Source organism: Brevibacterium sp. H602 (assembly GCF_051172395.1).
Classification (GTDB): domain Bacteria; phylum Actinomycetota; class Actinomycetes; order Actinomycetales; family Brevibacteriaceae; genus Brevibacterium.
Window position 1 is genome coordinate 48,809 of the sequence record NZ_JBPIZD010000018.1, and the last position, 24,975, is coordinate 73,783.

The 24,975-nt window shown below is 65.6% G+C and carries 25 protein-coding genes, 1 tRNA gene, 1 other RNA gene and 1 pseudogene; 16 read left to right on the forward strand and 12 right to left on the reverse strand.

All coding sequences use genetic code 11. From position 1 onward, the window contains the following. Positions 1-84 precede the first annotated feature (84 nt). Together ACSBQT_RS13595 and ACSBQT_RS13600 are read right to left on the reverse strand one after the other, a co-directional pair. Positions 85-897, reverse strand: coding sequence for a YidC/Oxa1 family membrane protein insertase (locus tag ACSBQT_RS13595; RefSeq protein WP_410710814.1), 813 nt, complete (start codon positions 895-897; stop codon positions 85-87). Between the two features lie 135 nt (positions 898-1,032). Further along, on the reverse strand, positions 1,033-1,338 hold the full coding sequence (locus ACSBQT_RS13600; protein ID WP_264800804.1) for a hypothetical protein: 306 nt from the start codon (positions 1,336-1,338) through the stop codon (positions 1,033-1,035). Positions 1,339-1,485: 147 nt separating this feature from the next. On the opposite strand from ACSBQT_RS13600, the gene ACSBQT_RS13605 reads away from it, so the two are divergent. From ACSBQT_RS13605 to ACSBQT_RS13625, 5 genes are all read left to right on the forward strand, one after another. Next, complete coding sequence (locus tag ACSBQT_RS13605) at positions 1,486-2,130, forward strand: ClpP family protease (RefSeq protein ID WP_410710813.1); 645 nt, start codon at positions 1,486-1,488, stop codon at positions 2,128-2,130. Continuing rightward, positions 2,127-2,708: a ClpP family protease gene (locus tag ACSBQT_RS13610; RefSeq protein WP_410710812.1), complete on the forward strand. Its 582-nt coding sequence runs from the start codon at positions 2,127-2,129 to the stop codon at positions 2,706-2,708. The genes ACSBQT_RS13605 and ACSBQT_RS13610 overlap by 4 nt, the downstream gene beginning before the upstream one ends. A gap of 80 nt (positions 2,709-2,788) precedes the next feature. Then, a complete protein-coding gene (locus tag ACSBQT_RS13615) occupies positions 2,789-4,078 on the forward strand; it encodes a sensor histidine kinase (protein ID WP_410710811.1) in 1,290 nt (429 codons plus the stop codon). After that, a complete protein-coding gene (locus tag ACSBQT_RS13620; protein WP_410710810.1) occupies positions 4,075-4,749 on the forward strand; it encodes a response regulator in 675 nt (224 codons plus the stop codon). The genes ACSBQT_RS13615 and ACSBQT_RS13620 overlap by 4 nt, the downstream gene beginning before the upstream one ends. A gap of 119 nt (positions 4,750-4,868) precedes the next feature. Next, on the forward strand, positions 4,869-5,150 hold the full coding sequence (locus ACSBQT_RS13625) for an SHOCT domain-containing protein (protein WP_410710809.1): 282 nt from the start codon (positions 4,869-4,871) through the stop codon (positions 5,148-5,150). On the opposite strand, the gene ACSBQT_RS13630 is transcribed toward ACSBQT_RS13625, so the two are convergent. Further along, on the reverse strand, positions 5,147-5,506 hold the full coding sequence (locus tag ACSBQT_RS13630; RefSeq protein WP_410710808.1) for a helix-turn-helix domain-containing protein: 360 nt from the start codon (positions 5,504-5,506) through the stop codon (positions 5,147-5,149). The genes ACSBQT_RS13625 and ACSBQT_RS13630 overlap by 4 nt on opposite strands. A gap of 178 nt (positions 5,507-5,684) precedes the next feature. On the opposite strand from ACSBQT_RS13630, the gene ACSBQT_RS13635 reads away from it, so the two are divergent. Beyond that, a complete protein-coding gene (locus ACSBQT_RS13635; RefSeq protein WP_410710807.1) occupies positions 5,685-6,713 on the forward strand; it encodes an iron-siderophore ABC transporter substrate-binding protein in 1,029 nt (342 codons plus the stop codon). A gap of 51 nt (positions 6,714-6,764) precedes the next feature. Here ACSBQT_RS13635 and ACSBQT_RS13640 read toward each other — a convergent pair whose 3' ends face one another. Both ACSBQT_RS13640 and ffs read right to left on the reverse strand, forming a co-directional pair. Next, positions 6,765-8,261, reverse strand: a complete 1,497-nt coding sequence (locus tag ACSBQT_RS13640; protein ID WP_410710806.1) for a L,D-transpeptidase — start codon at positions 8,259-8,261, stop codon at positions 6,765-6,767. A 180-nt stretch (positions 8,262-8,441) separates the two neighbouring features. Then, positions 8,442-8,537: signal recognition particle sRNA small type (gene ffs / locus ACSBQT_RS13645), an RNA gene on the reverse strand. A gap of 160 nt (positions 8,538-8,697) precedes the next feature. Between ffs and ACSBQT_RS13650 the strand changes: the two genes are divergently transcribed. The 3 genes from ACSBQT_RS13650 to ACSBQT_RS13660 are packed head-to-tail and all read left to right on the forward strand — an operon-like array spanning position 8,698 to position 11,773. Further along, the gene (locus tag ACSBQT_RS13650) at positions 8,698-9,831 is read left to right on the forward strand and encodes a hypothetical protein (RefSeq protein ID WP_410710805.1); all 1,134 of its coding nucleotides are present in this window, start codon (positions 8,698-8,700) and stop codon (positions 9,829-9,831) included. Further along, the gene (locus ACSBQT_RS13655; protein WP_410710804.1) at positions 9,828-10,577 is read left to right on the forward strand and encodes an ABC transporter ATP-binding protein; all 750 of its coding nucleotides are present in this window, start codon (positions 9,828-9,830) and stop codon (positions 10,575-10,577) included. The genes ACSBQT_RS13650 and ACSBQT_RS13655 overlap by 4 nt, the downstream gene beginning before the upstream one ends. Beyond that, positions 10,574-11,773 (forward strand): ABC transporter permease, encoded by a 1,200-nt coding sequence (locus ACSBQT_RS13660; protein ID WP_370037356.1) that lies wholly within the window; start codon positions 10,574-10,576, stop codon positions 11,771-11,773. The genes ACSBQT_RS13655 and ACSBQT_RS13660 overlap by 4 nt, the downstream gene beginning before the upstream one ends. Here ACSBQT_RS13660 and ACSBQT_RS13665 read toward each other — a convergent pair. Next, positions 11,751-13,247 (reverse strand): MFS transporter, encoded by a 1,497-nt coding sequence (locus ACSBQT_RS13665; RefSeq protein ID WP_410710803.1) that lies wholly within the window; start codon positions 13,245-13,247, stop codon positions 11,751-11,753. The two genes, ACSBQT_RS13660 and ACSBQT_RS13665, sit on opposite strands and share 23 nt — an antisense overlap. Positions 13,248-13,368: 121 nt before the next feature. Here ACSBQT_RS13665 and ACSBQT_RS13670 point away from each other — a divergent pair, with 121 nt between their 5' ends. From ACSBQT_RS13670 to ACSBQT_RS13680, 3 genes and pseudogenes are all read left to right on the forward strand, one after another. After that, a complete protein-coding gene (locus tag ACSBQT_RS13670) occupies positions 13,369-14,268 on the forward strand; it encodes a helix-turn-helix transcriptional regulator (RefSeq protein ID WP_410710802.1) in 900 nt (299 codons plus the stop codon). 139 nt (positions 14,269-14,407) lie between these two features. Continuing rightward, positions 14,408-14,495 (forward strand) — tRNA-Ser (locus ACSBQT_RS13675). 405 nt (positions 14,496-14,900) lie between these two features. Then, positions 14,901-15,539, forward strand: a pseudogene (locus tag ACSBQT_RS13680) (LLM class flavin-dependent oxidoreductase); the annotation flags it as partial. A gap of 19 nt (positions 15,540-15,558) precedes the next feature. Here the strand turns inward: ACSBQT_RS13680 and ACSBQT_RS13685 are convergent. From ACSBQT_RS13685 to ACSBQT_RS13695, 3 genes are all read right to left on the reverse strand, one after another. Continuing rightward, positions 15,559-17,133, reverse strand: coding sequence for a SpoIID/LytB domain-containing protein (locus tag ACSBQT_RS13685; protein WP_410710801.1), 1,575 nt, complete (start codon positions 17,131-17,133; stop codon positions 15,559-15,561). 124 nt (positions 17,134-17,257) lie between these two features. Next, a complete protein-coding gene (locus ACSBQT_RS13690) occupies positions 17,258-17,791 on the reverse strand; it encodes a type 1 glutamine amidotransferase domain-containing protein (protein ID WP_062861167.1) in 534 nt (177 codons plus the stop codon). A gap of 238 nt (positions 17,792-18,029) precedes the next feature. Further along, positions 18,030-18,725 carry a hypothetical protein gene (locus ACSBQT_RS13695; protein WP_435001916.1) on the reverse strand — a complete coding sequence of 232 codons (696 nt, stop codon included), beginning with the start codon at positions 18,723-18,725 and terminating at the stop codon, positions 18,030-18,032. Positions 18,726-19,000: 275 nt separating this feature from the next. Between ACSBQT_RS13695 and ACSBQT_RS13700 the strand changes: the two genes are divergently transcribed. From ACSBQT_RS13700 to ACSBQT_RS13715, 4 genes are all read left to right on the forward strand, one after another. After that, complete coding sequence (locus ACSBQT_RS13700) at positions 19,001-19,408, forward strand: YciI family protein (protein ID WP_410710982.1); 408 nt, start codon at positions 19,001-19,003, stop codon at positions 19,406-19,408. A gap of 24 nt (positions 19,409-19,432) precedes the next feature. Beyond that, entirely contained in the window at positions 19,433-20,632 is a 1,200-nt protein-coding gene (locus ACSBQT_RS13705) for an RNA polymerase sigma factor (RefSeq protein WP_410710799.1), read from the forward strand. Positions 20,633-20,819: 187 nt separating this feature from the next. Further along, positions 20,820-21,890: an FUSC family protein gene (locus ACSBQT_RS13710; protein ID WP_410710798.1), complete on the forward strand. Its 1,071-nt coding sequence runs from the start codon at positions 20,820-20,822 to the stop codon at positions 21,888-21,890. A gap of 15 nt (positions 21,891-21,905) precedes the next feature. Then, complete coding sequence (locus ACSBQT_RS13715) at positions 21,906-22,571, forward strand: DNA alkylation repair protein (protein WP_410710797.1); 666 nt, start codon at positions 21,906-21,908, stop codon at positions 22,569-22,571. A 15-nt stretch (positions 22,572-22,586) separates the two neighbouring features. Here ACSBQT_RS13715 and ACSBQT_RS13720 read toward each other — a convergent pair whose 3' ends face one another. The 3 genes from ACSBQT_RS13720 to ACSBQT_RS13730 form a co-directional block, all read right to left on the reverse strand. After that, the gene (locus ACSBQT_RS13720) at positions 22,587-23,993 is read right to left on the reverse strand and encodes an amidase (RefSeq protein WP_410710796.1); all 1,407 of its coding nucleotides are present in this window, start codon (positions 23,991-23,993) and stop codon (positions 22,587-22,589) included. A 70-nt stretch (positions 23,994-24,063) separates the two neighbouring features. Further along, entirely contained in the window at positions 24,064-24,426 is a 363-nt protein-coding gene (locus ACSBQT_RS13725; protein ID WP_083532759.1) for a winged helix-turn-helix domain-containing protein, read from the reverse strand. 13 nt (positions 24,427-24,439) lie between these two features. After that, positions 24,440-24,862 (reverse strand): hypothetical protein, encoded by a 423-nt coding sequence (locus ACSBQT_RS13730; protein WP_098730695.1) that lies wholly within the window; start codon positions 24,860-24,862, stop codon positions 24,440-24,442. Between the last annotated feature and the right edge of the window lie 113 nt (positions 24,863-24,975).

The following is a 24,975-nucleotide window of genomic DNA, read 5'->3' on the forward strand; positions in this document are numbered from 1 at the left end:
CGAGGCGGCCCGCGCCGGCCGCCGCCACAGTGCCCGGGGCGGAGGATGGGAATCCTCCGCCCCGGGCTCTGTTGTGCTCCCGACTCAGCCGGACACCGCGGTGGTCGCCTCCGACTGCGATTCGTTCGCTCCGAGGAGGCGGTTGAGGACGAGCCGTTCGCCGAGCGTCCACGTGGTCGTCGTCGCCAGGTAGAGAGCGGCGGCCAAGGGGACGAAGAGCGCGAAGATCGCGGTGAGGAAGGGCATGAAGCTCAGAGTCTTCATCACTCCGGACAGATCCGGCATCGCCGGAGCATCTGCCCCGTTCTTCGCCGGGGGAGCGGTCGGAGCCTCGGGTGTGGCCGGGGTGAGCAGGTGCCGGGAGAACCCGGCGACGACGGCGATGAGGACGACGAGGACGAGGTAGACCGTGATCGCGGTGCCCGTCAGATCGCCGGCGCCGAGCAGCTTGACGAAGCTCGTGTTGAGAGGCAGACCGAAGAGAGTATGACCGAGCAGCTCATTGGCATGCCCGCCGATCGTCGCATTGATGAAGAGACCGTAGACGGCCATGAGCACGGGCATCTGCGCGAGCACCGGAAGGCACCCGGCGAAAGGAGAGGCGTTCTCCTCCTTGTACAGCTCCATGAGCTTCTGCTGCATGAGCTCGGGCTTGTCTTTGTGCTTCTTCTGCAGCTCGCTGATCTTCGGGGCCAGTCGTTTCCGAGTGATGCCGGCTCTGACCTGGGACACACCGACGGGGATGAGCACGGCGCGGACCAGGACGGTGAGCACGATGACGGCCAGGGCGGCGCTGAAGCCGCCGGCGAGTGGTTCGAGGATGTCGCTGATCCCCGTGACCACCGTATAGGCGGCCTCGACGAGCAGGCGGATAGGCAGGAATTCGTAGATGTTCACAGGTGAGTGTCCTTCGGACTTAGGCGCACTGAGGCGCAGTTGAATGGGCCGTTGCAGGCCATCACCGTGACGACTGATGACAATTGCCCGCGCCGAGGCAGGGAGGCGTTCCGTACGGAACGTGATCGAGGTCGTTCAGGCGATGGCGTGAACGACGGAAGAGGGGGCTCTGGGCAGTGCCGTACCCGGAGTGCCGGGCTCCTCAGGCATGCGGAATTCGCGGATGCTTCGGCGCGCGTCCGGCAGAGACGGCGGGCGCGCCGACAGCGAGAGCACACGCAGCAGAGACATGCTCGCCCATGCGGCGATCGGCGTCAGCAGGGCCGCACCGAGGAGAGCCAGGACGATGAGATGAGTGGGGGACTGGGGAACGACCGAGTCGAGGTCGGAAGAGAGCACGACGACGAGCAGCTGCAGAGTCAGCCACATATTCGCCATCATCTTGCCCCCTAACCAGTGCGTCGATGCTAGCACGCGGGCCTGTGCGGGCCGTTCAGTGAAACAAGAGTCCGTCCGCTCACAGCGGCAGGCGTCTGCGCCGAGCGGATCAGGGTTCCCCGCGCCCACCGGCACTGTCAGGGTGGACGCATGTTCACTCTCAACTCTTCGCCCCACAGCCGACCGCCCCTGTTCTCCGACTCCGACGAAGCTGCGGCAGCCACCGCGATTCCCGAATCCCAGCGTATGCTCTACGCCTACCGATCCGTCGTCTTCAACGGCGAGCTCCGCGACGAGAACGGAATGGAGATCATCTCCCGACTCGTCCTCCTCTCCGCCGAGGACCCGCGCTCCGATATCCACCTGTGGATCAACTCTCCCGGCGGATCCGTGCCGATGATGCACGCGATCGCCGACACCATCGCCGCCCTGCCCAACGACGTGGTCACGATCGCCTTCGGCTACGCCCTGTCGGCGGGACAGTTCGTGCTCATGATGGGAACGCCCGGACGACGCCTCGCCCTGCCCCACGCCCGCATCCTCCTCCACCAGGGCTCGAGCGGGATCGGCGGCGCCGCCGCCGACATCGAACTGCAGTCCGCCGACCTGCGATCGGTCAGGGACACCGTCCTGCACCGGATCGCCGAGGCGACCGGGAAGACCTACGACCGCATCTTCGAAGACTCCCTGCGGGACCGGTGGTTCACCGCCGAGGAGGCGATCGAGTACGGACTCATCGATCGGGTCATCGACTCCCCGTCCGACCTGCGAGCTCAGATCGGAGGAGGGCGATGAGCCAGTACACGATCCCCAACGTCGTCGACCGAACCGGAGGCAGCGAGAAGATCGTCGACGTCTACTCGCATCTGCTCGGCAACCGGATCGTCTACCTCGGCGTGCCCATCGACGACGGGGTGGCGAACACGATCATCGCGCAGCTGCTCCACCTCGATTCGAGCAGCCGGGACCTGCCGATCAGCATGTACATCAACTCCCCGGGCGGCTCCCTGACCGCGATGACGGCGATCTTCGACGCAATGCACCACATCGGCGCACCCGTGGCCACCACCTGCGTCGGGCAGGCCGTCGCCGACGCGGCCGTGCTCCTGGCCGCCGGAGAACCCGGCCAGCGGGCCATGCTCGCCCACGCCCGCGCCGTGCTGCGACAGCCGCACGCCGAAGGGGCGCGCGGCACGATCCCCGACCTCATCGTCGCCGCAGACGAGATCGTCCGGCAGCGCCGAGACGTCGAAGAGATGCTCGCCGGCAGCACCGGACGGACCCCGGAGCAGATCCACCGTGACTTCGATCGCGACCTCGTCCTCGACGCGAAGGCGGCGCGGGACTTCGGACTCGTCGACGTCATCCTCTGACCGCGTACTCTCGCCGCGGTGGGCGGAGATACTCCCTGAGGATGACGACGAGCTCCGGGTCGGGTCGCTACGATCGGAGAATGAGACCGGCCCGTCCAGACCGCCGCGCGCGCAGGCGGATCGTCCTGCTCACCGTCGCCGCAGCGGTGCTGCAGCTGCCGTTCGCCATCGTCCTCGCCGCGGCGACCGAGACGACTGCGGCAGCGATGATCGCCCGTATCGGCACCGCGGTCCTCTCACCGGTGATCTTCTTCGTCGCAGCGCGATGGCCCGGACCGCGCGTGGCCGTACTGGCAGGGCTCGTCCTCCTCGATGTCCTGGTGTGGGCGGCGGCGACTCCCGATCCGGGCCCCGGTGGATTCGGCATGGGACCGGGTGCGTGGAGCGACCGAGGTCCCTGGTCGCCCGCGGAGGCCGGGCCCGGGACGACGCCGTTCTATGCCGCCTACCTCTTCGCCGTCGTCGCCGCGATCGTCCGCGGAAAGGCAGTCTGGGCGATCGCCTCGGCGGCGGGAGCCTGGGCGGGCTGCCTGCTGCTGGGTCCCCTGCTGGGAATCGACTGGTCGGTGGGGCGGGTGGTCTCGGCGACGATGGGACTCGCCATCGCTGTGGGCATCGGCGCCTTCGTCCGCCGCCGAGGCGAGCTGCGTCGCCAGGAGGCAGCCCAGCAGAACGCACGCCGCGCCGAGGTCGTCCAGGCCGAACGACTGCGCATCGCCCGGGATCTCCACGACGTCCTCGGCCATGCTCTGTCCCAGATCAACGTTCAGGCCGGAGTCGGCGAACACCTCATCGACCGCGATCCGGAGCAGGCGCGGTCCGCACTCGCGGCCATCAGAGAACTCAGCCGCACCGGGCTCAACGAAGTGCGCACCGTGCTGCACACGATGCGCTCCGACACCGGTGCTGCCGAAGCCTCCGGACCGGCGCCCCTGGCTCCGGTGCTCGGGCTCGACGATGTTCCGGCGCTGGTCTCCCGCCTCGTCGGCACCACGGACATCAGCGTGGACGATCGGCGGTATACGCACGCCGAGGGAGTGAGAGAGACACCCGGCCAGTCAACGGATGCAGCCGCCTATCGGATCATCCAGGAAGCACTGACGAACGTGCTCAGACATGCCGGCGCCGGCAGCGCACGGGTCGTCATCGCACGGCACTCGGATCGGCTGCGGGTGCGCATCAGCGATGATGGGGCTGGACTCCCAGACGGAGTCGAAGGGACGGGAATCATGGGCATGCGTGAGCGGGCGAAGCTGCTGCAAGGGTCACTCACCCTGATATCGGAAGGTCGACAGGGCACCACCGTCGACGTCGACCTCCCCTGGAACGCCGACCCTGCAGAGCTGCCCGACGAGGAGCCGCACCGATGACACCGATCCGAGTCGCCATCGCCGATGACCATCAGCTCGTGCGCGCCGGCTTCGCTTCACTGCTCGATTCCGAGGACGATATCGAGGTCACGATCCAAGCCTCCGGCGGACACGCTCTGCTCGAGGCGCTGCGCGCAGCACCCGTCGACGTCGTCCTCATGGACATCCGCATGCCCGACGGAGACGGACTGTGGGCGACGGAGGAGATCGCCGCCGATCCGCGGCTCGACGCCGTCCGCGTGGTGCTCGTGACGACCTTCGGACTCGACGAATACATCGTCCGCGCCGTTCGCGCGGGGGCCAGCGGGTTCCTGCTCAAGGATACCGACCCGACCGACCTCATCCGCGCCGTGCGCGTCGTGGCCGCCGGTGAGGCCCTGCTCTCGCCCGGAGTCACGAAGTACCTGCTCTCCCGCATGTCCTTGGGGCTGAAGGCAGAACCCGACTCCGGACTCGACGTTCTCACCGACCGCGAACGCGAAGTCCTCGCGCTCGTCGGCCGCGGTCAGTCGAACGATGAGATCGCCGAATCGCTCGTGCTCTCCCCGCTGACCGCGAAGACCCATGTCTCGCGGATCATGACGAAGGTCGGGGCCAGAGACCGCGTGCACCTCGTCGTCCTCGCCTACGAATCGGGGCTGGTCTCTCCCGGATGGCTGAACGAGCACTGAGTTCTGCTCCGTGCGGAGCAGCACAGGTGACTCCCGTCGGCGGATTCGCAGGGACCAGCCCGAGGTGTGTCATTGATGTCAGGTCCACGAACGGCGTGGACACCCGCCAAGGAGGCATCATGCACATGGAACACGGACCGCTGGCCTGGCCGTTCTTCTTCCTCATCCCGATCTTCTGGGTCCTCGTCATCGGACTCATCGTCACTCTCATCGTGGCTCTCAACCGTCGCCGGTGGCGGCAGGCCGGGGGACCGCCGTGGGCGGCTGCAGCACGAGAGGGTACGAGGAGCGCCGAGGCGACTCTGGCCCAGCGCTTCGCTCAAGGGGACATCGAGGAGGCCGAGTATCGCGCCCGACTCGAGGTGCTGCGGGCGAATCGGCTCGAGGCAGGGAACGGCTAGGCTGCGAGAGCGAGCCGTACCTGACCCGCTGCAGGCGGAGCAGGTGCGGCTCGCGTCATATCGGTCGCCGACAGCAGCGCGGTCGCAGGGACCCCGGACGTCAGGCCGAAGGCCGCGAGGACGAGGATCTGCGGCAGCTGGAGCCCGAGCACCTCGGCCACTGCCTCGATGACCTCGGACGACGGGTCCTTGAGCCCGCGTTCGATCTCGGAGAGGAACTGGGTCGAGACCCCGGACCGATGGGAGACCTGCGCCAGGGTGAGACCCAGATCGGTGCGGCGCAGTCGGAGAGCGCGGCCGAGCGCCTCACGCCACAGCGGCGGCGGGGTCGGGCTGTGCGGGAGCATGTCGGTCATGGGGTGAGCCTACGGTCTTCTGCGCCGCCTCGGCGAGGGTTTCTGCTGTCAGCAGATGAGGATGACTGACGTGAGGTGGCTCACAGGTGTTGCGGAAACGGCAGTAGGTTAAGTTAGGCTGACCTACGTTAATGTCGAGGGGCCGCATCAGGCTCCGACCACTGTCGAAAGGACAGGAATGCCAGTTCCTCACAGCCGACGGGCCGTCATCGCCGGAGCGCTCGTTGCGCTCTCGCTCACCGCCACCGCCTGCGGACAGGGATCGCAGGCCGCGGAGGAATCCGGGTCCGCGAATTTCGAGACCGTGACGATCAAGCACGCACTCGGCGAAGCGGTCATCGAGTCCGAGCCCGAACGCGTCGTCACCCTCGGCCAGGGATCGACGGAGACCGCGATCGCTTTGGGCAAGACGCCGGTCGGCATGGAGGAATATGCCTGGGGATCCGATGACACCGGCTACATGCCGTGGATCTACGAGGCCGTGAAGGACAATGGCGAGAAGCTGCCCGAACAGTTCCAGGGCGATACGGAACTCGACGTCGAGGCCATCGCCGAACTCGAACCGGATGTCATCCTCGCCCCCTGGTCGGGAATCACGGCTGAGCAGTACAAACAGCTCGATGCCATCGCCCCGACCGTGGCGTACCCGAAGCAGCCGTGGACGATCACGTGGGATGAGCAGATCACCACGATCGGCAAGGCGCTCGGTCAGGAAGAGGAGTCCGAAGGCCTCGTCGACGACATCAAGACCCAGCTGAAAGAGGCGAAGCGGGAGGAATACAAGGACCTCACGTTCTCCTTCATCTACAACTCGGGCCCCGGCACCCTCGGCGTCTTCTACCCCAACGAGCAGCGGGTGGCGATGGTCTCGGCGCTCGGGCTGACCCCGGATCCGATCATCGACGAACTGAAGAAGGACTACGACGAGCCGGGAACGGATTCAGCGCTCATCGGTCTGGAGAATGCGGACAAGCTCAACGATTCGGACCTCATCTTCACCTTCTACTCCGATGAGAAGAACAGGAAGGAGATCGAATCGCAGGGACTGTATGCGAACATTCCGGCGATCAAAGCCGGGGCCGTCGTGGCTCCGGAGGACCAGCCCTTCGTCACAGGCTCCTCGATCATCAACCCGCTCACCGTCCCCTGGACGCTCGAGCGCTATGTGCCGATGATCGACAAAGCGGTGAAGAAGCTCGACAAGTAAGTCGTCGGCGAGGAGTCTGTCGCATCGGTCAGGCAAGCAAGCTGGGCGCTCTCAACCGAGGGCGCTCAGCTTCTTCCATTCATCCCACGAGTACACCCAGTCCGAGATGTCGCTGTCGTTGGTCGACAGGCTCACGTGGGAGCCGGTGACCTCGACGGGGTCGCCGAAGATCGCGGAGTCGTAGTACTCCTTGGCCCGCTCGGTGGTGAGATTGATGCAGCCGTGCGAGACGTTCTGCGAACCCTGGACGCCTGCCGACCATGGGGCGGCGTGGATGAATTCGCCGTTGTTGTGGATGCGCACCGCCCACTGCACATCCGTCTCGTAGTCCCACTGTTCGGAGGTCATCGTATAGTCGGCGGCCTTCGACATCACCACATGCGTGCCGTTGTAGGACGGGGACTTCGGCGCGCCGAGCGAGGCCGGGAAGTCCATGACGGTCTTGCCGCCACGGGTGACGGTCATGCGGTGGGTCTTCACATCGGCCTTGACGACCTGTTTGCGTCCGATCTCGAAATCGAGCGTGAGGTCGTTCTGACCCACGCTGTTCTCGCCCGTCGGCACATCCTTGAGCGGAACGTCGACGGAGACCTTCGAGTGCGCCGGCCAGAACTCCTTCGGACGGAAGTGCAGGCGGGACTGAGGGTCGTCGTAGAGCCAACCCCAGGAGCCTTCGACCTCCCGCTCCTTGCCGTCCTCATCGGTGACCTTGACCGAGAGGCGGCGTTCGACATCGTCGCGGAAGTCCTTGGACACGGTGGAACCGAAGTTGAGCATGATGGGGGCGGCGACGCCGACCGTCTGATCATCGGCGAGCGTTGTGCGCACCGACATCGGAGCGCCGTCGCTGGCGCCGACGGTGATCGTCGCGTCGAGGTCGACCTCGTCTCCCTCGGCAGTGGTGGCGGTGGCCTTCACGGTGTATTCGCTGTCGGCGACGAGGCCGTAGGTCGAGATCCAGGCGGCGGACTCATCGGGGGCTGCGACCGCCTCGGCGCTGTCCTTGTTCTCTGCTTCGCCGTCCTTCGCCTCATCGTCGGCGGTCCCGGACTCGGTGGAGCTCGGTGTCGACGATCCGGCCTGGGCGTCGTCATCGGTGTCGAGCGCGGCGCCCGAAGCGTCGAAGAACGTGCCGGGATCGTGCGCGATGCGGGGGTGGGCCTCCTCGGTGACGGAGATGTCACTGAGGTCGGCGTTCTCGACGGAGATGCCGATCCGCTGGCCGGCCTCGAGGCCGACGTCGTCACCGGATTCGGTCACTTCGCCGAAGTCCCCAGCGCCGGGCATCGCGGTCGCTGCATCGGCGGACTCACTCGGCTCAGCTGAGGAGGTCGCATCGCTGGACTGCGACGTCGGTGTCGATTCGGACGCGGATTCTGCTGCCTCGGAGGTGATGGCTCCGACGCGGAACACGGGGTCCGCGGCCGCCTCGGCGGTCTTGTTCGCGCCATCGCGGGTCGCGTCGGGATCGTCGCTCGACGGCGTGCACGCCGTGAGCAGGGCCAGTGCCGAAAGGGCGGCAACGGCCCCTTGGATCTTCGTGGACAACAGGGAAACCTCGTATAAACACAGGGATGAGAACTGCGAATAATGGTAATGAAGCAAAATCACGAAAGTATTAACGCTTTCGCATCTTTGCCCCGATTCCGGCGCTCGGCAGGTCGTGGAGGCAGAGCTGACCTGGGCAGATGGGGGAGAGGGGGAGTTGTGGAATTGTGATGTTGGGGAATAGAGGACTCCCCGTGCACCCGACAGAGCTCGCTTACCCTTGCTGCCTTCCGGCCCTGGGGGAGTTCACAAGATGACGCCGCACGGGGAGCCGTGAATCAGTCTAGTCGAGAGCGGCCTCGGTGGACAAAACGAGTGGGCGGGGCCACAAGATTGCGACAAGGACTCTGTTATCCACTCGTGACAGAAACATCATCTGAGCGGGACATTCACTGGATAGTGTGGACGCATCCTCGTTTCCCATCCCTAAGGAATCATGCACATTTTCCGCAGAGTGGTTCTGCCGCTGGCCTTCCTCCTCGTCCTCATCCTCATCGCTGTTTTCCTCGGCTGGATTGCATTCAGACCGGCTGCCGACGACGAATTCGACGATGTCGGAGCCAGTGGGGAACCGGCGGAATCCACCATCACCGCCGAGCGCGGCGACATCTCCAACACAATCGAGGTCAAGGGACGCATCAACGTCGACTCCCCGACCGCGGTCAAAGCCGACCACGACGGAGTGGTCAACCATTTCTTCGTCAAGCCCGGTGATGAGGTATTCAAAGGCGCGGAGCTGTTCCAGGTCAGAAGCGAGGGTGAGCAGGAGGCGCCAGAGGAACCGGACGGCGGCAGCGACGGTGCCGAGCCAGCAGACTCGGAACGCGGGGACGAGGCATCGGGAGGCGACCCGTCGATCCCGGCCAAGCCGAAGTATCATTCGGTGATCGCCTCGGAAGACGGCACCGTGGGTGATTTCTCAGTCGAGCAGGGTGACACCGTCTCCGCCGACACCCAGGTGACCGAGCTGCTGAAGAAGACCTTCACCGCCAAGGCGCCGATCAAGGCGACCGACCTCTACCGAGTGCAGGAGCTTCCGGATACCGCGAACATCGCGATCGACGAAGGCCCGAAGCCCTTCGACTGCACGGGTCTCAGACTCGACCAGGGACCGGGTGCGGCCTCGGGATCGTCGTCGACGAGTGAGGATGAGTCCGAGGGCCCAGGGGCTGAAGGCGCAGGTGACGACGGTTCTGCCGCCGAAGGCTCGGAGGGAGGCTCCGGAGACGGTCCGCAGCTGATCTGTGCCATCCCCGACGATGTCACCGTCTACAACAGCCTCGATCTCACTATGACCATCGATGCTGGAGAGGCGAAGGACGTCATCGTCGTTCCGGTGACCGCGGTGCGCGGACTCACCGAGAAGGGATCAGTCTGGGTGACCGGAGACGGCGGCAAGTCCGAGGAGCGCGAGGTCGAGATCGGCCTCAACGACGGGTCCATGGTCGAAGTGAAGTCGGGCCTGGAAGAAGGTGAGGAGATCGATGAATTCGTTCCCGGCACCGAACCTGAAGATGAGAGTTCCGAGGGCGGGATGGATGACGAGTTCGGCGAGGGAGAGGACTGGTGAGCCGCCCGGAGCCGACGGCGGCAGAGACTCTGCTCTCGCTGCGGCATGTGTCGCGTTCGGTGCCGATCGCTGACGATCAGCTGCTCACGATCCTTGCCGATATCGACCTCGAGGTGGGGGTGGGGGAGCACATCGGCATCGTCGGGCGCTCCGGCACCGGCAAATCGACGCTGCTCAACATCCTCGGACTCCTCGACGCGCCGACGACCGGGGACATGGAGTTCGCAGGTGAACCCGTGCAGAAGATCTCCCGGAACAGGGCCGCAGCGATCAGAGGACGGGACATCGGATTCGTCTTCCAGCAGTTCAACCTCCTGCCCGGACGCACCGCGGTCGAGAACGTCGAAGCCCCACTGATGTACGCCACTGGGCGGGAGTTCCGCAATCGGCGGAGATCGGCCGAAGCCATGCTCGAGCGCCTCGGCCTCGGCGACCGGATCGAGGCGAAGCCGAACCGTCTCTCCGGAGGTGAGCAGCAGAGAGTCGCGATCGCACGCGCGCTGGTGCGTGAGCCGAAGCTCGTGCTCGCCGACGAGCCGACGGGCGCCCTGGACGTTGAGACGGGGCGTCAGGTCATGGAGATCCTCGACGGCATCACCAAGGACTCGGGGGCCGCGCTCATCACGATCACCCATGATCTCGGGGTGGCGAACATGACCACCCGACAGTTCTCGCTCAGTCAGGGGTGTCTCCATCCGGTCCTCGACGGGGCCACCGCCGAGGCGCTGGCGGGTGAGAGCCGATGATCACAGGATTCGCCGCATCGATCGTCGAAGCCTGGCAGGAACTGAGGGTGCACAAGGTGCGCGTGCTGATGTCCCTGATCGGCGTCGGCGTGGCTGTGTGTGCACTGACCCTCGTCGTCGGGTTCGGGAACATGATGCAGAAGGGGCTCGCCGACTCGTACGAGCAGCAGGGTGGTCGAGCCGCGACCTACACCCTGAGCCTCAATCCGACCGAGTCCGAGATGGGCGAATCCGAGGTCGAGAAGGTCCGGTCAGCACTCGACGAGACCGCCGACCGTTTCGGAATCAGCCACATCTCCGCCTACGGTCAGGTCGAAACCACGGTGCCGGGACCGGCTGGCACCGTCAGCGCCTCGATGTACATCGTCGACCCGGATTTCGACGTCATGCGCCGACTCTCCGTCGATCACGGCAGGTGGTTCACCGCCGGTGACGCCGCGAACCTGTCGCCGGCCGTCGTCGCCGATGAGACTTTTCTCAGCGAATACGGCATCGACCCGACTTCCCTGCCGGCCACGATCGAGCTGTCCGGTTCCCCGAAGAAGACGGCCACGGTCATCGGTTCGGTGCCCTCCTCCGAATTCCAGGAGTACGGGGAGATCTACGTCCTCAACGGGCAGGAGAAGCAGTTCGCCGCAGACGCCTACGCCGTCACCGAATTCGAGATGTGGGTGCCGCCCGAGGTCGGTGAGGAGCTGAGCAAACAGGTGACGAGTGATCTCAGACGGCAGCTGCCCGGCTTCGACGTCAGTGCGGACAGAACCGATTTCGCCTCGGACATCGATGAAACACTGGGTCCGGTGAAGAACGTGCTGTTGGTCATCAGCATCCTCATTCTCTTCATGGGTATGCTCGGCCTGCTCAACATCTCTCTTGTGACGATCCAACAGCGGATCAGGGAGATCGGCATCCGCAGATCCTTCGGGGCGACGAGTCGGCGCATCTTCTTCTCCGTGATGATGGAGAGCGTCGTCGCGACGACCATCGCAGGCGCTGTCGGCGTTCTCATCGCCGTGCTCGTGCTCAAGGCGCCGCTCGTCTCTGAGTTCATGTTCGACGGTGCGAGCACTCCGCAGGTCCCGATCTCTGCCGCGATCGTGGGCATGCTCGTCTCGGTCGGAGCCGGAGCGCTGGCGGGATCGGTGCCTGCTGTCGTCGCCACTCGGGTGCGGATCATCGACGCGATCCGAGCCTGAGGAGTGCCAGAGCGCCCGCTCCGAAGGCCAGGCACAGCCCGACCTGAACGAGGCATGCCACGGCGAAGGCATTGTCATAGCCGAGGCTGAGCGTGAAGACATGGAAGAGCGCTCCGAGCAGTGCCACGCCCACGGCGATGCCTGCCTGCTGCATCGTTGCGATGAGACCGCCGCTCAGCCCGGCCACTCGGTCGGGGACCGCTCCGACCACGGTGCCGACAAGAGGACCGAACTGGAGAGCCTGAGCCGCGCCGAGGACGACTCCCGGAAGCTGGAACCACAGATTCCATTCTGTGGCTGGGGCCGTTGCCGACGCCCAAGCCACCCCGAGAAGGCTGATCGCCTGCAGGGTCGTGCCGAGGACTATCGTGCCGGGCCCGCCGAGTCGACCGACGGCCCGGGGGACGAGGAGAGAGGTGATGAGGAAAGCTGCGGCGAAGAGGCCGAGCGTGAGTCCGGAGACGGCGGCGGGGTCACCATGGCCGGTCTGCGATGTGAGCGCGAAGTTGTAGAGGAACGTGCCGAAGCCGGCGAAGAACACGAAGGCCATGAGCATCCCGATCCATGCGGCAGGGATGCGAACCACCTGTGGCGGAATGAGGGGGTCCCGTCCGGCCGCCTCGGCGCGGTTCTGCCAGAGTGCGAACGCGGTGAGTGCTGCAGCGCAGGCTGCCAAGAGGGTTGCGGGCAGCGGAAGCCAGCCGGTGACCGGTCCAAGCGCCAGTCCGATGACGAGGCACATCATGCCCACGCCGAGGAGGATCGCGCCGGGGGCGTCGAGGGGTGCCGGGTCGGTGCTGCGTGATTCGGTCAGTCGCAGGGAACCGAGATAGGCGGCTGCGGCGGTGAGCGCGCAGCTGAGGAACGCCGCTCGCCACCCCCAGGTCTCGCCGAAGAGGGAGATGAGTCCTCCGCCGAGGACCTGACCGCCGACGGTGCCGACTCCGGAGAACGCGCCGAAGAGGCTGATCGCCTTCAGCCGTGCGGCCCCGGAGAGCGAATGCTGGAAGCTCGCGAGGATCTGCGGCATCATCATCGCCGCTGCCGAGCCCTGGGCTGCGCGAGCCACGAGCAGGAAGAGCGGATCGGGTGCCAGTCCGACGGCTATTGAGGTGATGACGAGCGCGCCCGTGCCGATCATGAACAGGCGGCGACGCCCGAAGCGGTCCCCGATGCGACCGCAGAGGATGAGGCCGGAGGCAAAGGCTGCGGAGAACAGACCGACGATGAGGGCCGAGGTCGCATCACTCGCACCGATGTCGGCCTTCACCGCGGGGATTGCGACGTTCGAGACGGAGAACATGAACGTCGCGAGGAACGCACCGAGGTGGAGCGGCCAGAGCACCGGGGCGGGATGGCCCGCGGTGGGGGCTGGGTCGACGTTGGGTGCGTGACCGGGAGCCGCCTCGGCGAGGGCCGAAGTCGGAACCGCCCCGGCGGAGGTCGATGATGTCTGCGTGTGGGAATCTCTCATGGATCCAGTCTGCGGTGGCCCGCGGGGGAGTGGGAGGGCGTGCTGATGGTGTTGGTCGCACCACCAGGCTGAGGGCGGTGACGGGGTGGAACGGCGTGAGCGTCGGGCGGACAATGGAGGCATGGCACAAGTGAGAACCGAGGAGCTCGGACGATTCCTGCGTTCGCGACGCAACCGGGTGCGGCCCTGCGAGGTCGGTCTTGCGGCCGGCACCCGGCGGAGGGTGCCGGGGCTGCGGCGTGAAGAGGTCGCTGTGCTCGCGAACATCGGCACCAGTTGGTACACCTGGCTTGAGCAGGGGCGCGAGGTCCACCCCTCGGAGTCGGTGCTCGAATCCATCGCCGAGGCGCTCCTGCTCGACCGTGAGGAGCGTGCCCATCTCTTCCTGCTGGGCGGATATCCGGATCGGGTCGCGAACCCGGGGGACTCGGCTGTGGGAGAGCAGATGCGCACCTTGCTCGACGAACTGCTGCCGCTGCCGGCGATGGTCACTGATCCGCGGTATACGATCCTCGCCTTCAACTCCGTCGAACGGTATCTCGCCTCCGACCTCGAAGCGCTCGCTCCGGCCGACCGGAACTGCGCGATCCAGTCCTTCGAGAGTCCGGAATGGGCGCGGACCTTCCACTCCGACGACGGTCACCGGGCGCAGGTCGTCGCGAAGCTGCGTGCCTCCTACGCGGAGTCGATCGACGATCCGGAGTGGTCGCCGCTGCTGTCGCGGCTGCGCAGGAATCCGGAATTCTGCCGCCTGTGGGATTCGGGATCGGTCGGTCGATCTGTGGGGCGGGTCAAGACCATTGAGAACCCGTATGTGGGCACGCTCAAGCTGACGATGACGACGCTCATCGCGCAGGAGAACCAGAGGCTGACGCTCTCGGTCTATCAGCCGGTGGACACGGTGACGCGGTCCCGATTGGAGACGCTGCACGGCTGGATCAACGACGGCAGCATCGAACGCCGACGGGAGGACGGGGCGCAGCCGTCGGCAGAACGGCATCTCCGCGCCGTCGCCGATTGAGCCGTGTGCCGTCGAGTGATGAGGTCGCGTGTTCGCGGTCGGAGGTCGAGGCCGCCTGTTCACCTGCGGGAAGTGGGATGCTTCACACTCGGCCACCGCGATTTCGCATTGTCGTCATGACTCGGATAAGCTGATTCGCGGAGGATTCGCCTAGTGGCCTATGGCGCTCGCCTGGAACGCGGGTTGGGTTAACGCCCTCAGGGGTTCGAATCCCCTATCCTCCGCCACGGAAGTCCCGGTCTCGCAGTTGCTGCGGGCCGGGACTTCGTCGATTCACCGGTTATGGGTTCCGAGCCGGTCGGTCGCTGCATCCTCCACCGGCCGTGGCATCTCCTACGGGTGCTTTCGCATCCCTCATCGCTCCTGCCAAAACGCACCGGTGCAACGAGGTGGTGTGCCGCTCGCGGTGAGGGATGCCCAGCGCGGCGCAGCCCACGACCGCTGCTGGACGCACAAATCGCATGACGGTTCGTGGCGGAGTGCGTGATTGTGACGTCATGCGTCAGCCCGCGAAGTCTGCCCGCCGTATGTGGCCTGCGTCTCAGTAGTCTGGCACGGCACACCCGCACAGAAGATACTGCACACCTGCACACATCACGAGCGACTGAAGGGAACTGGCCCGATGACGTCGCAGCTATCGCGGCAACTTCTACACCGTCGACGACTTCACTCTCCGCCCCGGCCCCTACCCGGTCGAAGCCCGCCCCCACCCGGAGATCTTCCAAGGCGGAAACTCCTCGGCCGCCCGCATCAACGGCGGCAAACACTCCGACTGGTACTTCTCCAACGGCAAGGACTTCGACGGCTTCCGCGAACAGTACGACGACGTCACCGAGGTGGCCCGAGCGCACAATCGGAAGGTCCGTTTCGGACTCAACGGCTTCGCCATCGTCCGCGATACCGAAGCCGAGGCCCGAGAACAGCTGCGCGAGATCATCGCCAAAGCCGATGAAGGCGCCGTCGAAGGATTCCGCAAGTCCGTCCAACAGGCCGGAGCCTCGACTCACGATAAGAAGGGCATGTGGGCGGATTCGAGCTTCGAAGACCTCGTCCAGTACAACGACGGCTTCCGCACCCAGCTCATCGGCACCCCCGAACAGGTCGCCGACCGCATCATCGAATACAAGAAGATCGGCGTCGACCTCATCCTCACCGGCTTCCTCCACTTCCAGGAAGAACTCGAAGCATTCGGCAAGACCGTCATCCCGATCGTGCGCGAGAAGGAAGCCGAACTCGTCAACAGGGGACTGCTCACCCCCGCCGGAGTCTGAGTCAGCCAGTCGGTTTCCCTCAGGCCACGCTGAATGACGCGGACTTGAGCTTCAGCTTCGTTCGCAGCTGATCGCCGGTGAGGCTCGCGGTCTTCCCCTTCACCGAGGTGGCTTTCACCGTCTTCACCAGACCTGAGCCGGTCTTCGCCACCGCCACAGACCGGACGTCTGCCAGCCCGAAGGCCCGTGCCATGTCGGACTGCTTGGCCGTCACCGACCACGAGGCGTTCGGGTTCTGCGCAGAGGCATACTTCGACGGAGAGTCATCGACCGAGACCAGGTACGGCACGGCCGACCCCCACACCTCGGCAGCCGAATGCGTCTTCGACCCGGCCGACGACGAGTAGACAGCATCGATGAGCCCGCCCCTGTAGGTGATGAGGCGCGCCGACCTCACCGTCGACCCGCTCGTGGTCTGTGTCGCGGCCACGGCCTTGCGCCATGGACCGGAATCGCCTGCATTCTCATGAGTCCACCCGAGGAAACGCTGCGAGGCCACCTCGTCATAGACGTTGCACCCGCAGGCCGGCTTCACCGCACCGAGATTGCGGTAGGCGTAGGTGCGCGAAGCGATGGCCTGAGAGCGCAGGGCCTCGGACTGCCACGACGCCGGCATCTCGGCGATGCCCGGCAGATATTCCTTGTTGAGACCCACCACGTTGATGACGTTGAGCGAGCTCTTCAGCTGACCGATCTCGAGCCGTCCGTGTCGGTAGGTGCCGGTCGCCCCGTTCTGGGCACCGCTGACCGACACCGTCGTCGCCGACGAACTCTTCCAATATCGGGTGCCCTGCCATTCGAGGGTGAGCTTCGACCCCGAATAGCTCTTCGACCCGACGGTCGCCTTGACCGAACCGGATGACGTCCGTTCGATCGTGACCTTCGAGCCTGATTCGATGGTCTTCGACCCGACCTTGACCCGCAGACGGCCGGACCGCGGAGTGACCGTCACGGACTTCTTACCGGTCAGCAGCTGCACCTTGAGACTGGCGTCGGCGTTCTTCGACATCGTCGTGACCTTGGCACCCGTGTAGTAGTGCTGCAGGATCTGCGTCGACGACTTTCCGGCTGTCGCCATTCCGCGCGCTCCGTACTGGCTCATCCCGACTCCATGGCCGAACCCCGACCCCTTGATCGTGAACGACGACGGCGCCTTCGTCAGCGTCACCTTCGCCCCGGATTTCGCCGTCCACACGATCATGCCGTTCTGGAACTTCTGCCGGGTCTCCGAACCTGAGCGGTATTCGTTGCTCGTCGGATAGCCGAGCGGACCGCGTTCCCACCCGGACTTCTTCCATGCTGTGCGGATCGCACCCAGAGTCGCATGGGCGCCGGTGGCCTTCGTCCAATGGATGCTGCCGTGCTTGAACGACTGATAGCAGCCCTTCTGGATCAGCGTGCACCGCTGCGGGCCGACCGCTGGGCCGAGCTTGCCGGAATTCCCACCGAGCGATCTGTGCATCGTCCCGATCGCACCCGAAGTCGCATAGGCAGCATGTGCCGGAGGCGGTGTGGAGCAGAGAATGAGAAGGAACCCGATGAGCAGTGCCGCGAGGGCAGGAGTCGTCGCCTTGACGGACGGGGAAGCTGGCATGAGTAGATCATAAGCGCGGCTGTCAAGACCCCAGGTGACGAACAGACGAACTCCCCGGAACGATCGTTCCGGGGAGTTCTTCGCCGAGGTGGTTCCGCCTCGGCGAAAGAGGCATCGTTCCAGGTCAGCTGAACTTATCAGCGATTGCCTTGTTGAAGGCGTCGAGGTCGTCGGGGCTGCGGGAGGTAATGAGGTTGCCGTCGACGACCACCTCGGTGTCGGCCCAGTCGGCTCCGGCGTTGATGAGGTCGGTCTTCGTCGAGATGAAGGACGTCAGCTTCCGTCCCTTGGCCACTCCCGCCTCGGCGAGGATCCACGGAGCATGGCAGATGGCCGCGACCGGTTTGTCGGCGGCGAAGAACGCCTTGACGAGGTTGACGGCGTCCTCATTCAGACGCAGGGCATCGGAGTTGAGGGTGCCGCCGGGCAGAACGAGGGCGTCGAAGTCATCGACCGAGGCCTCGGCGACGGGAACGTCGACGTCGAAGGTCTTCGCGTGCTCCCAATCGCCTTCCATCGCCTGCAGAGTCCCCTCTGAGGGGGAGACGATGACGGTTGTCGCCCCGGCCTCGTCGAGAGCGGTGCGGGGACTGGTGAGTTCGATCTGCTCGACGCCGCTGGTGAGGAGGAATGCGATCTTCTTGTCAGAGAGTGCCATGATGGTGCTCCTTGTCAGTTGTGATCTGTGAGGTTGTCGAATCTGACATGGGCCCGGCTGGCCGGAACGTCGAGGCCGACGTGCGGCTGAACCGACACCCACGCTGGGCTCAACAACGAAGAATACCGATCTGTTCCAGACCGCGACGAACGCATTCCCCTGGCCGAGGTCACCAGGGGAATGCGATTCGGGGATGCGAGACGCTCGAGGGGTACGTTTCGTAGGCCCGGCGGACGGCTCAGATGTTCGGGAACTCGAGGCTGTAGCCGATGCCGGACTGCGACGCCGAGGTGATCTTCACAGTGCCGTAGTGATTCTTGCCGGCAGCGGTGACGGTGCAGTTCTGCGATCCGCTGTGGGAGAAGATCCGCAGGTCGGAATAGCAGTCGACGGTGTCGACCGTGGTGCCCTGCTTGGCGTAGGCGTTCTTGATGTCCGCCTCGAGAACGTCGGCGGGGATCTTGCCGTTGCCGTCGGCGTCGAGTTCGACTCCGTCTTCGCCGATCCGCGGGCCCTGGTAGCCGGTGTCGGTCGTGCTGCTCGACGACGATGATCCGCTCGAGGTGGAGTCGCTCGAGGACGACGATCCGGTCGACGACGAGCCGTTCGAGGTGGAGGAGCCACTCGCCGAGGAGGCGCTGGACGAATCGGTGGATCCGCCGCTGCCGGTGGTGCCGTTGTCGCTAGTGCCGTTATCGCTCGTGCCGGTCGAACCCGAACCGGCGGAGTCCGAGGTGGAGCCCGAATCCGACGCCGGTTCTTCGGCGGTCGTCTCGGTGTCCTCGGTCTGCTGCTCCCGCTGGCCGTCCTGGCCCTGTTCCTGTCCCTGGCCTTCCGGGCCGAAGGTGATCTTCATATCGCAGGCCGAGAGCGTCAGGGTCGCGGCAACGGCTCCGGCAACGGTGATGGTCTTGAGAAGTGTCTGTGCCTTCATGATCTGCTCCTGGTCTCGTGTGTAAGAGGCTGTCGGTGTTTCGTACAAGACAAGCCTCTCAGCGCGGAGCCGTGACCTGGGCCGATTCGTGTTCGGATCCGGTGACGAATGTTCCAGGACGGACACATCGGCCTATTCTGGGACTGTGTTCGATGACCGGAGCCGAAGAGATACGAGAAAACTTCTCCGCCGATGTCGAGAACACGCGTCCGGCTGCGTCCCAGACATGTCAGCGAGCACAACCCGTGCGAGCGGCACGAGACAAGGAGACCATCATGGCCAAGTACCTCATTCTCAAGCACTATCGGATGCCGGAGCAGTATATGGACTACACCCCGATGGACCAGTGGAGTCCCGACGAGGTCGACGCGCATGTGGCGTACATGAACGCCTTCGCCGACAAACTCAAAGACTCCGGCGAATTCGTCGACTCCCAGGCGCTCTCGCCCGAGGGCACCTTCGTCCGATCCGGCGGACCGGGTAAGCCTCCGGTCACCGACGGTCCCTTCCCCGAGACGAAGGACCTCATCGCCGGGTGGATGGTCATCGACGTCGAGAACTACGACCGGGCTCTCGAACTCGCCGGTGAGCTGTCCGCCGCACCGGGCAAGGGAGGAGAGTCGATCAACGAATGGCTCGAACTGCGCCCCTTCCTCGACCACGCACCCAGCGTGGACGAATGATCAGGGACGCGAACGGAGTCCGCGATGACCAATCCGGATCCCCTCGCCGAGGCGGAGCTGCGTGAGCTCGTCCCCGCCGTGATCGGCATCCTCGTCAGTCGTGGAGCAGACTTCGCGACCGCCGAGGATGCCGTTCAGGACGCGCTCATCGAAGCCCTGCGATCGTGGCGGTCCGACCCGCCCCGTGACCGGCGGGGCTGGCTCGTGACGGTGGCGTGGCGGAAGTTCCTCGACATCGTGCGATCTGAAGGATCGCGGATGAAACGCGAGGAACGGGTCATGGCCGCCACTCTCGCCGAGCCCGGAACCTCGTCCGAACCCGGGACGGACGGCGTCCCGAACGCCGATGACACCCTCGACCTCTACATCCTCTGCGCCCATCCCGACCTCAGCCCCGCCTCGGCGGTGGCCCTGACCCTGCGGGCGGTGGGCGGACTGACGACGAAGCAGATCGCCGCAGCCTATATGGTGCCCGAGTCGACGATGGCCCAGCGCATCAGCCGGGCGAAATCCACAATCGCAGGGTCCCGGCTCAACCGACCCGGCGACCTGTCCTCGGTGCTCACCACCCTCTACCTCGTGTTCAACGAAGGACACTCGGGCGAGGTCGACCTCGTCGCCGAGGCGATCCGACTGACCCGCAGCCTGCGGACCGTGATCGACTCCGCCGAGGTGGACGGACTGCTCGCCCTCATGCTCCTCCACCACGCCCGCCGCGACGCCCGTTTCGGCGCCGACGGTCGCCTCATCGCGCTGGCCGATCAAGACCGCACCCTGTGGGATCGACGACTCATCGTCGAGGGCATCGAAATCCTGCAGGCAGCGCTTGGTCGGGACGAACTCGGCCAATATCAGGCACAGGCCGCCATCGCGGCACTCCACGCCGATGCGCAGACGGTCGAGGACACCGACTGGGTGCAGATCGTGGAGTGGTACGACGAACTGCTGGCCCTGCGCGATACGCCGATTGTGCGACTCAACCGTGCCGTGGCCATCGGGGAGGCCGACGGTCCAAGGGCGGGCCTGGCCGAACTTCGTGCCCTCGATGAGGGGCTGCCCCGGTACTTCGCCGTCGAAGCGCACCTGCGCGAGCGGGCAGGGGAGTCACAGCGGGCCGCCGACCTCTACGCACGGGCCGCCGAACGGGCCGGCAGCCTCGCCGAACGCGACCATCTCAACCGGCAGGCGGCACGCGTTCGGTCGGGGCAGGGGCACCTGCCGTGACCGAGACGACGGTGATCACGGTCTCGATCGGCCGCCTCGGTGAGCGAGGTTGATCACTCCTGTCGGCAGAAGACATTCGTACGCACCGATGGCGGACTACGATCGAAGGGAGCGCTCAGCTCACCACCCCATCTCAGCGATCCCGTCACCGGGGTCCGTTCCCGATGTCGAAAGAGGCCGAACCCGTTTGAGCCACCTGCAGGAGTTCTTCCGCATCCCACCGGGTGAACGCGACCATATTCCCGCGTTCCGCATCGCCCTGGGAGTCGCTATCCCACTCCTCGTGCTGCTCGGAATCGACCGCCTCGACCTCGCCGTCTATGCCGCCTTCGGCGCCTTCACCGGCATCTACGCACGCTTCGAATCCCCACAATCGCGGACCAGGCGACAGTCGATCGCAGCCGCCGTCCTCGTCGTCTGCGTGGGCATCGGCGCCCTGCTCAGCAGCCTCGGAGCTTCGGTCTGGGTGCTCGTCGTCATCACCTCGCTCGTGTCCGGTGCGGGTGCGGCCATCGCCTTGCGCTTCCGGCTCAAACCCGGCGGGTCGATCTTCTTCATCTTCGCCACGGGAGCCGTCGGATCCATTCCGGGCGGCGCCTCGGTGCCGGTGGCAATGGGTGTGGCGGCCGCCTCGGCGCTGGTGTGCATCGGTCTCGGAGCGCTCGCCCACTATGCCGGCGAACGCATGCCTCCGGAGAAGGAGACCTATGTGCGGGTCGGGCTGTCGCCGGTGGGCAAGTCCGATCTGGCCGCCCACGCCGCCCGATTCACGATCGCCCCGTTCATCGCCGGAGTTCTCGGCACCCTGCTCATCGATGTGCTCCCGCTGCTGTCCCACAGCTATTGGGCGATGGTCGCAGCGGTCGCACCGATCACTCCACCCGGTCGTTCGGCCCGTCTCAAGCGCGGCGTCCACCGGGTGGTCGGAACCCTGCTGGGCGTGATCGTCACAGCGTTCCTGCTGTCGTTCCCCACTCAGCCGTGGCAGCTGGTGGTGTGGGTGATCCTGCTGCAGTTCCTCGCCGAGATCTTCGTGCTGCGCAACTATTCGGTGGCGCTGCTCTTCATCACTCCGTTGGCACTGCTCATGACCCAGATCGGCAGCCCGCACCCGGTCTCGGAGCTGCTGGCCTCCCGCGCCATCGAAACCGTCATCGGCGCCGTCGTCGGCATGATCGTCGTCATCGTCGGCTTCCGCAGTGCAAAGAGGACGCGCGCCGAAATCGATGCCTCGCCGCATGCCGATGACGACGACTGACCCTAGGAGGACACCATGACCACCAGCACCGAGGTGCTCGCCACCCTGGCCTCGCTCGAGGACGAGAAGATCCGCGCCGTCAACGCCCGCCACGGCGACGACCACGCGGTCAACCTGACGAAGCTGCGGGCTGTGGCGAAGGACCTGAAGAAGAACGACGAACTCGCCGGCGAGCTCTGGGCAACTGGTGACACTGCGGCCCGCCTCGTCGCGATCCTCATCATGCGCCCGAAGGCCTGGAGCGAAGCACAGCTCGATGAGATGCTGCGTGACTCCCGAGTCCCGAAGGTCCACGGCTGGCTGGTCAGCTACATCGTCAAGAAGTCGCCCCACGCCGAGGCGCTGCGTCAGTCGTGGATGGACGATCCCGATCCGGTCGTCGCTTCCGCCGGCTGGGCACTGACGAGCGAACGGGTCAATAAGAAACCCGAAGGCCTAGACTTGTCCGGTCTGCTGGACACGATCGAGGCCGAGATGGCCGAGGCCCCCGAACGTCTGCAGTGGGCGATGAACGAGACGTTGTCCTATATCGGCATCGAGAACCCGGATCGGCGGAAACGTGCCATCGACATCGGTGAGCGCCTCGGCGTGCTCCGCGACTACCCGACTTCGCCCGGCTGCACCTCGCCCTTCGCCCCGACCTGGATCACGGAGATGGTGTCCCGCAACGCGGCGAAGTGAGCCGCGGCGCTGCTCCTATAGTGCCGGGTGACGGGTGTGGTGGTCCGTGACCTGCTGGAAGGCGTGACCGGCGGCCAGGACCAAGGGTTCGGCGAAGTCACCGCCGACGAACTGTGCAGCCAGGGGAGTGCCCCGGTCGGTGAACCCTGCGGGCAGAGTGATCGACGGCATTCCGCAGTTGTCGATCGGAGCCGTCGGCACGGTCACCGCAGCGAACAGCTTCTGGTCGGAACCCAGATTCGCCATCTGGGCGATCGTCGGCGAGCCGACGCCGAACCCCGGCAGCAGGAGCAGATCGATATCGGCCATGAGGGTGCGCATACGGCCGGTGAAGTCTCTCCGCGATTCGAGTAGTCGGTGGTAGTCGACGGCGGAGAGTCCGCGCCCGATATCGATGAGACCGGACAGGTCGGGACCGTATTCGTCCGCTCGGGCCGGGTACGTCTCCGAGTGGACACCGGCGGTCTCGACCCCGCACAGAGCCGTCCACTCCTTGGCCGCGGCCTCAAAACCTGGGGTCTCGACCTCGAGCACCCGCCACCCGAGGCCGGTCACTTTTGTGATGGTGTCCTCGAGCATCGCGTTCGTCGCGTCATCGAAGTGCTCTTCGGCCAGGGTGCGGTCGAATCCGACGACCGGGGCCCGGTCGACGTGCAGCTCATTGGGGTAGTCAGGCACCGGTTCGAGTGACGAGGTGGGATCGGCCGGATCGTGGCCGGCGATGGCCCGCAGCACGATCGCGGCATCACGGGAGCTGCGGGTCATCGGCCCGATGTGATCGAGGCTGGGAGCGAGTGCGAAGATGCCGTGGCGGGAGACCCGGCCCCAGGTCGGTTTGAGTCCCGTGACGCCATTGGCTGAGGACGGAAGGCGGATCGAGCCGCCGGTGTCCGAACCGAGAGAGGCGAAGCAGAGTCCGGCCGCGGTGGCCACACCGGATCCCGAGGAGGAGACGCCCGACCAGGTGTCGGCATCCCACGGATTGACCGGGGTCGGAAGGTCCGGATGGTGACCGGTGAACGCCCCTTCGGTCAGGCGCAGTTTGCCGAGGATGACGGCTCCGGCGGTTCGCAGTCGAGCGACGACGGTGGCATCGAAGTCGGGGCGGAAGTCCGCATGGATCGTGGTGCCTGCACCGGTCGGTGCGTCGTGGGTGTTCGCGAGGTCCTTCACCGCCACGGGGACACCGTGCAGATCGCCGAGCCAGTTCCCGCGGGACAGGAGCGCATCGGCGCGGTCGGCCTCGGCGAGGGCGGATTCGGCCATGACCGTGGCGAAGGCCTGCAGTCGGGGTTCGAGTCGCTCGATGCGTTCGAGCATCGCCTCGGTGACCTCACGGGAGGACAATTGCCTGGTGCGGATGAGAGTTGAGACTTCGTGGAGTTCGAGGAACGGGATCTCGGTGCTCGTCGGTGTGGTCATCATGCCTCCCTGCATCGGTTTCCATCACCCTAGCCGATCTTCTCACCAGGGGGAACAGTGATCTACGGGGTTATGCTCCGGCCAGTTCCCGCAATGCTTGGATGTGTGCCTCGAGGCGGCTGTTCCCGTCTTTGCTGATCGAGACCCAGGTGCGCGGGCGTTTGCCCACGTACCCCTTCTTCACCTCGATCATTCCGGCCTTCTCGAGTGCGGTGATGTGCCGGGAGAGCACGGAATCGGAGACGCCGAGGCTGTCGCGCAGCAGTTTGAACTCGGCCTTGTCCCGGTTCTTCAGGCTCGAGACGATGCCGAGCCTCGTGGGGTTGTTCAGCTCCGGTTCGAGCCGGGTCAGAGAATCGCCGAGGTGGGGGATCGCCTCGTCTTCGGTGTGCGCGTCCTCTGGTTCGGTCGCGGAGTTCTGTTTCGCAGTCATCGTCGGTCCCTCCTCAGCGGCGCAGGGCCAGCAGGGAGAAGACCGGGGCGGCGACCCACAGCAGTCCTGCGGCGATGAACGGGATCGGACCGCCGGCTGCGAACGAATCGGCCATGACGCCGACGATGAACGCGACGATGATGACGCCCAGCCATGTCAGCAGGAGGGCGGTGGAGCGGCGGCTCCAGGACAGGGCCTTGACGAGATAGACGACCAGGGCGGGAATGATCCAGCTCAGTCCGGCTCCGGCGATGATGAGCTGGGTGGTGTTGTCGTCGATGATGCCGACGGCCATGAGTCCGACGGAGAGCCCGGCGGAGAGGACGAAGAGCAGTGTGACCAGAGGCCACGCATCGCCGCTGCGCGCCTGGGACTGGTTCGCTTCGACCTGGCTGAGGAGATCTGCAGCCTGCTGCGGGGTGGGGTTCGCGTCCATGTCGGTTCCTTTGATTGAGGTTGATCTGTGGAAGTAGTTCCACAGTACCAACTACTTTCCATATTGGAAAGTACTTTCGTAGGAATTACTACCTGACGGCGGCCCAGCTACCT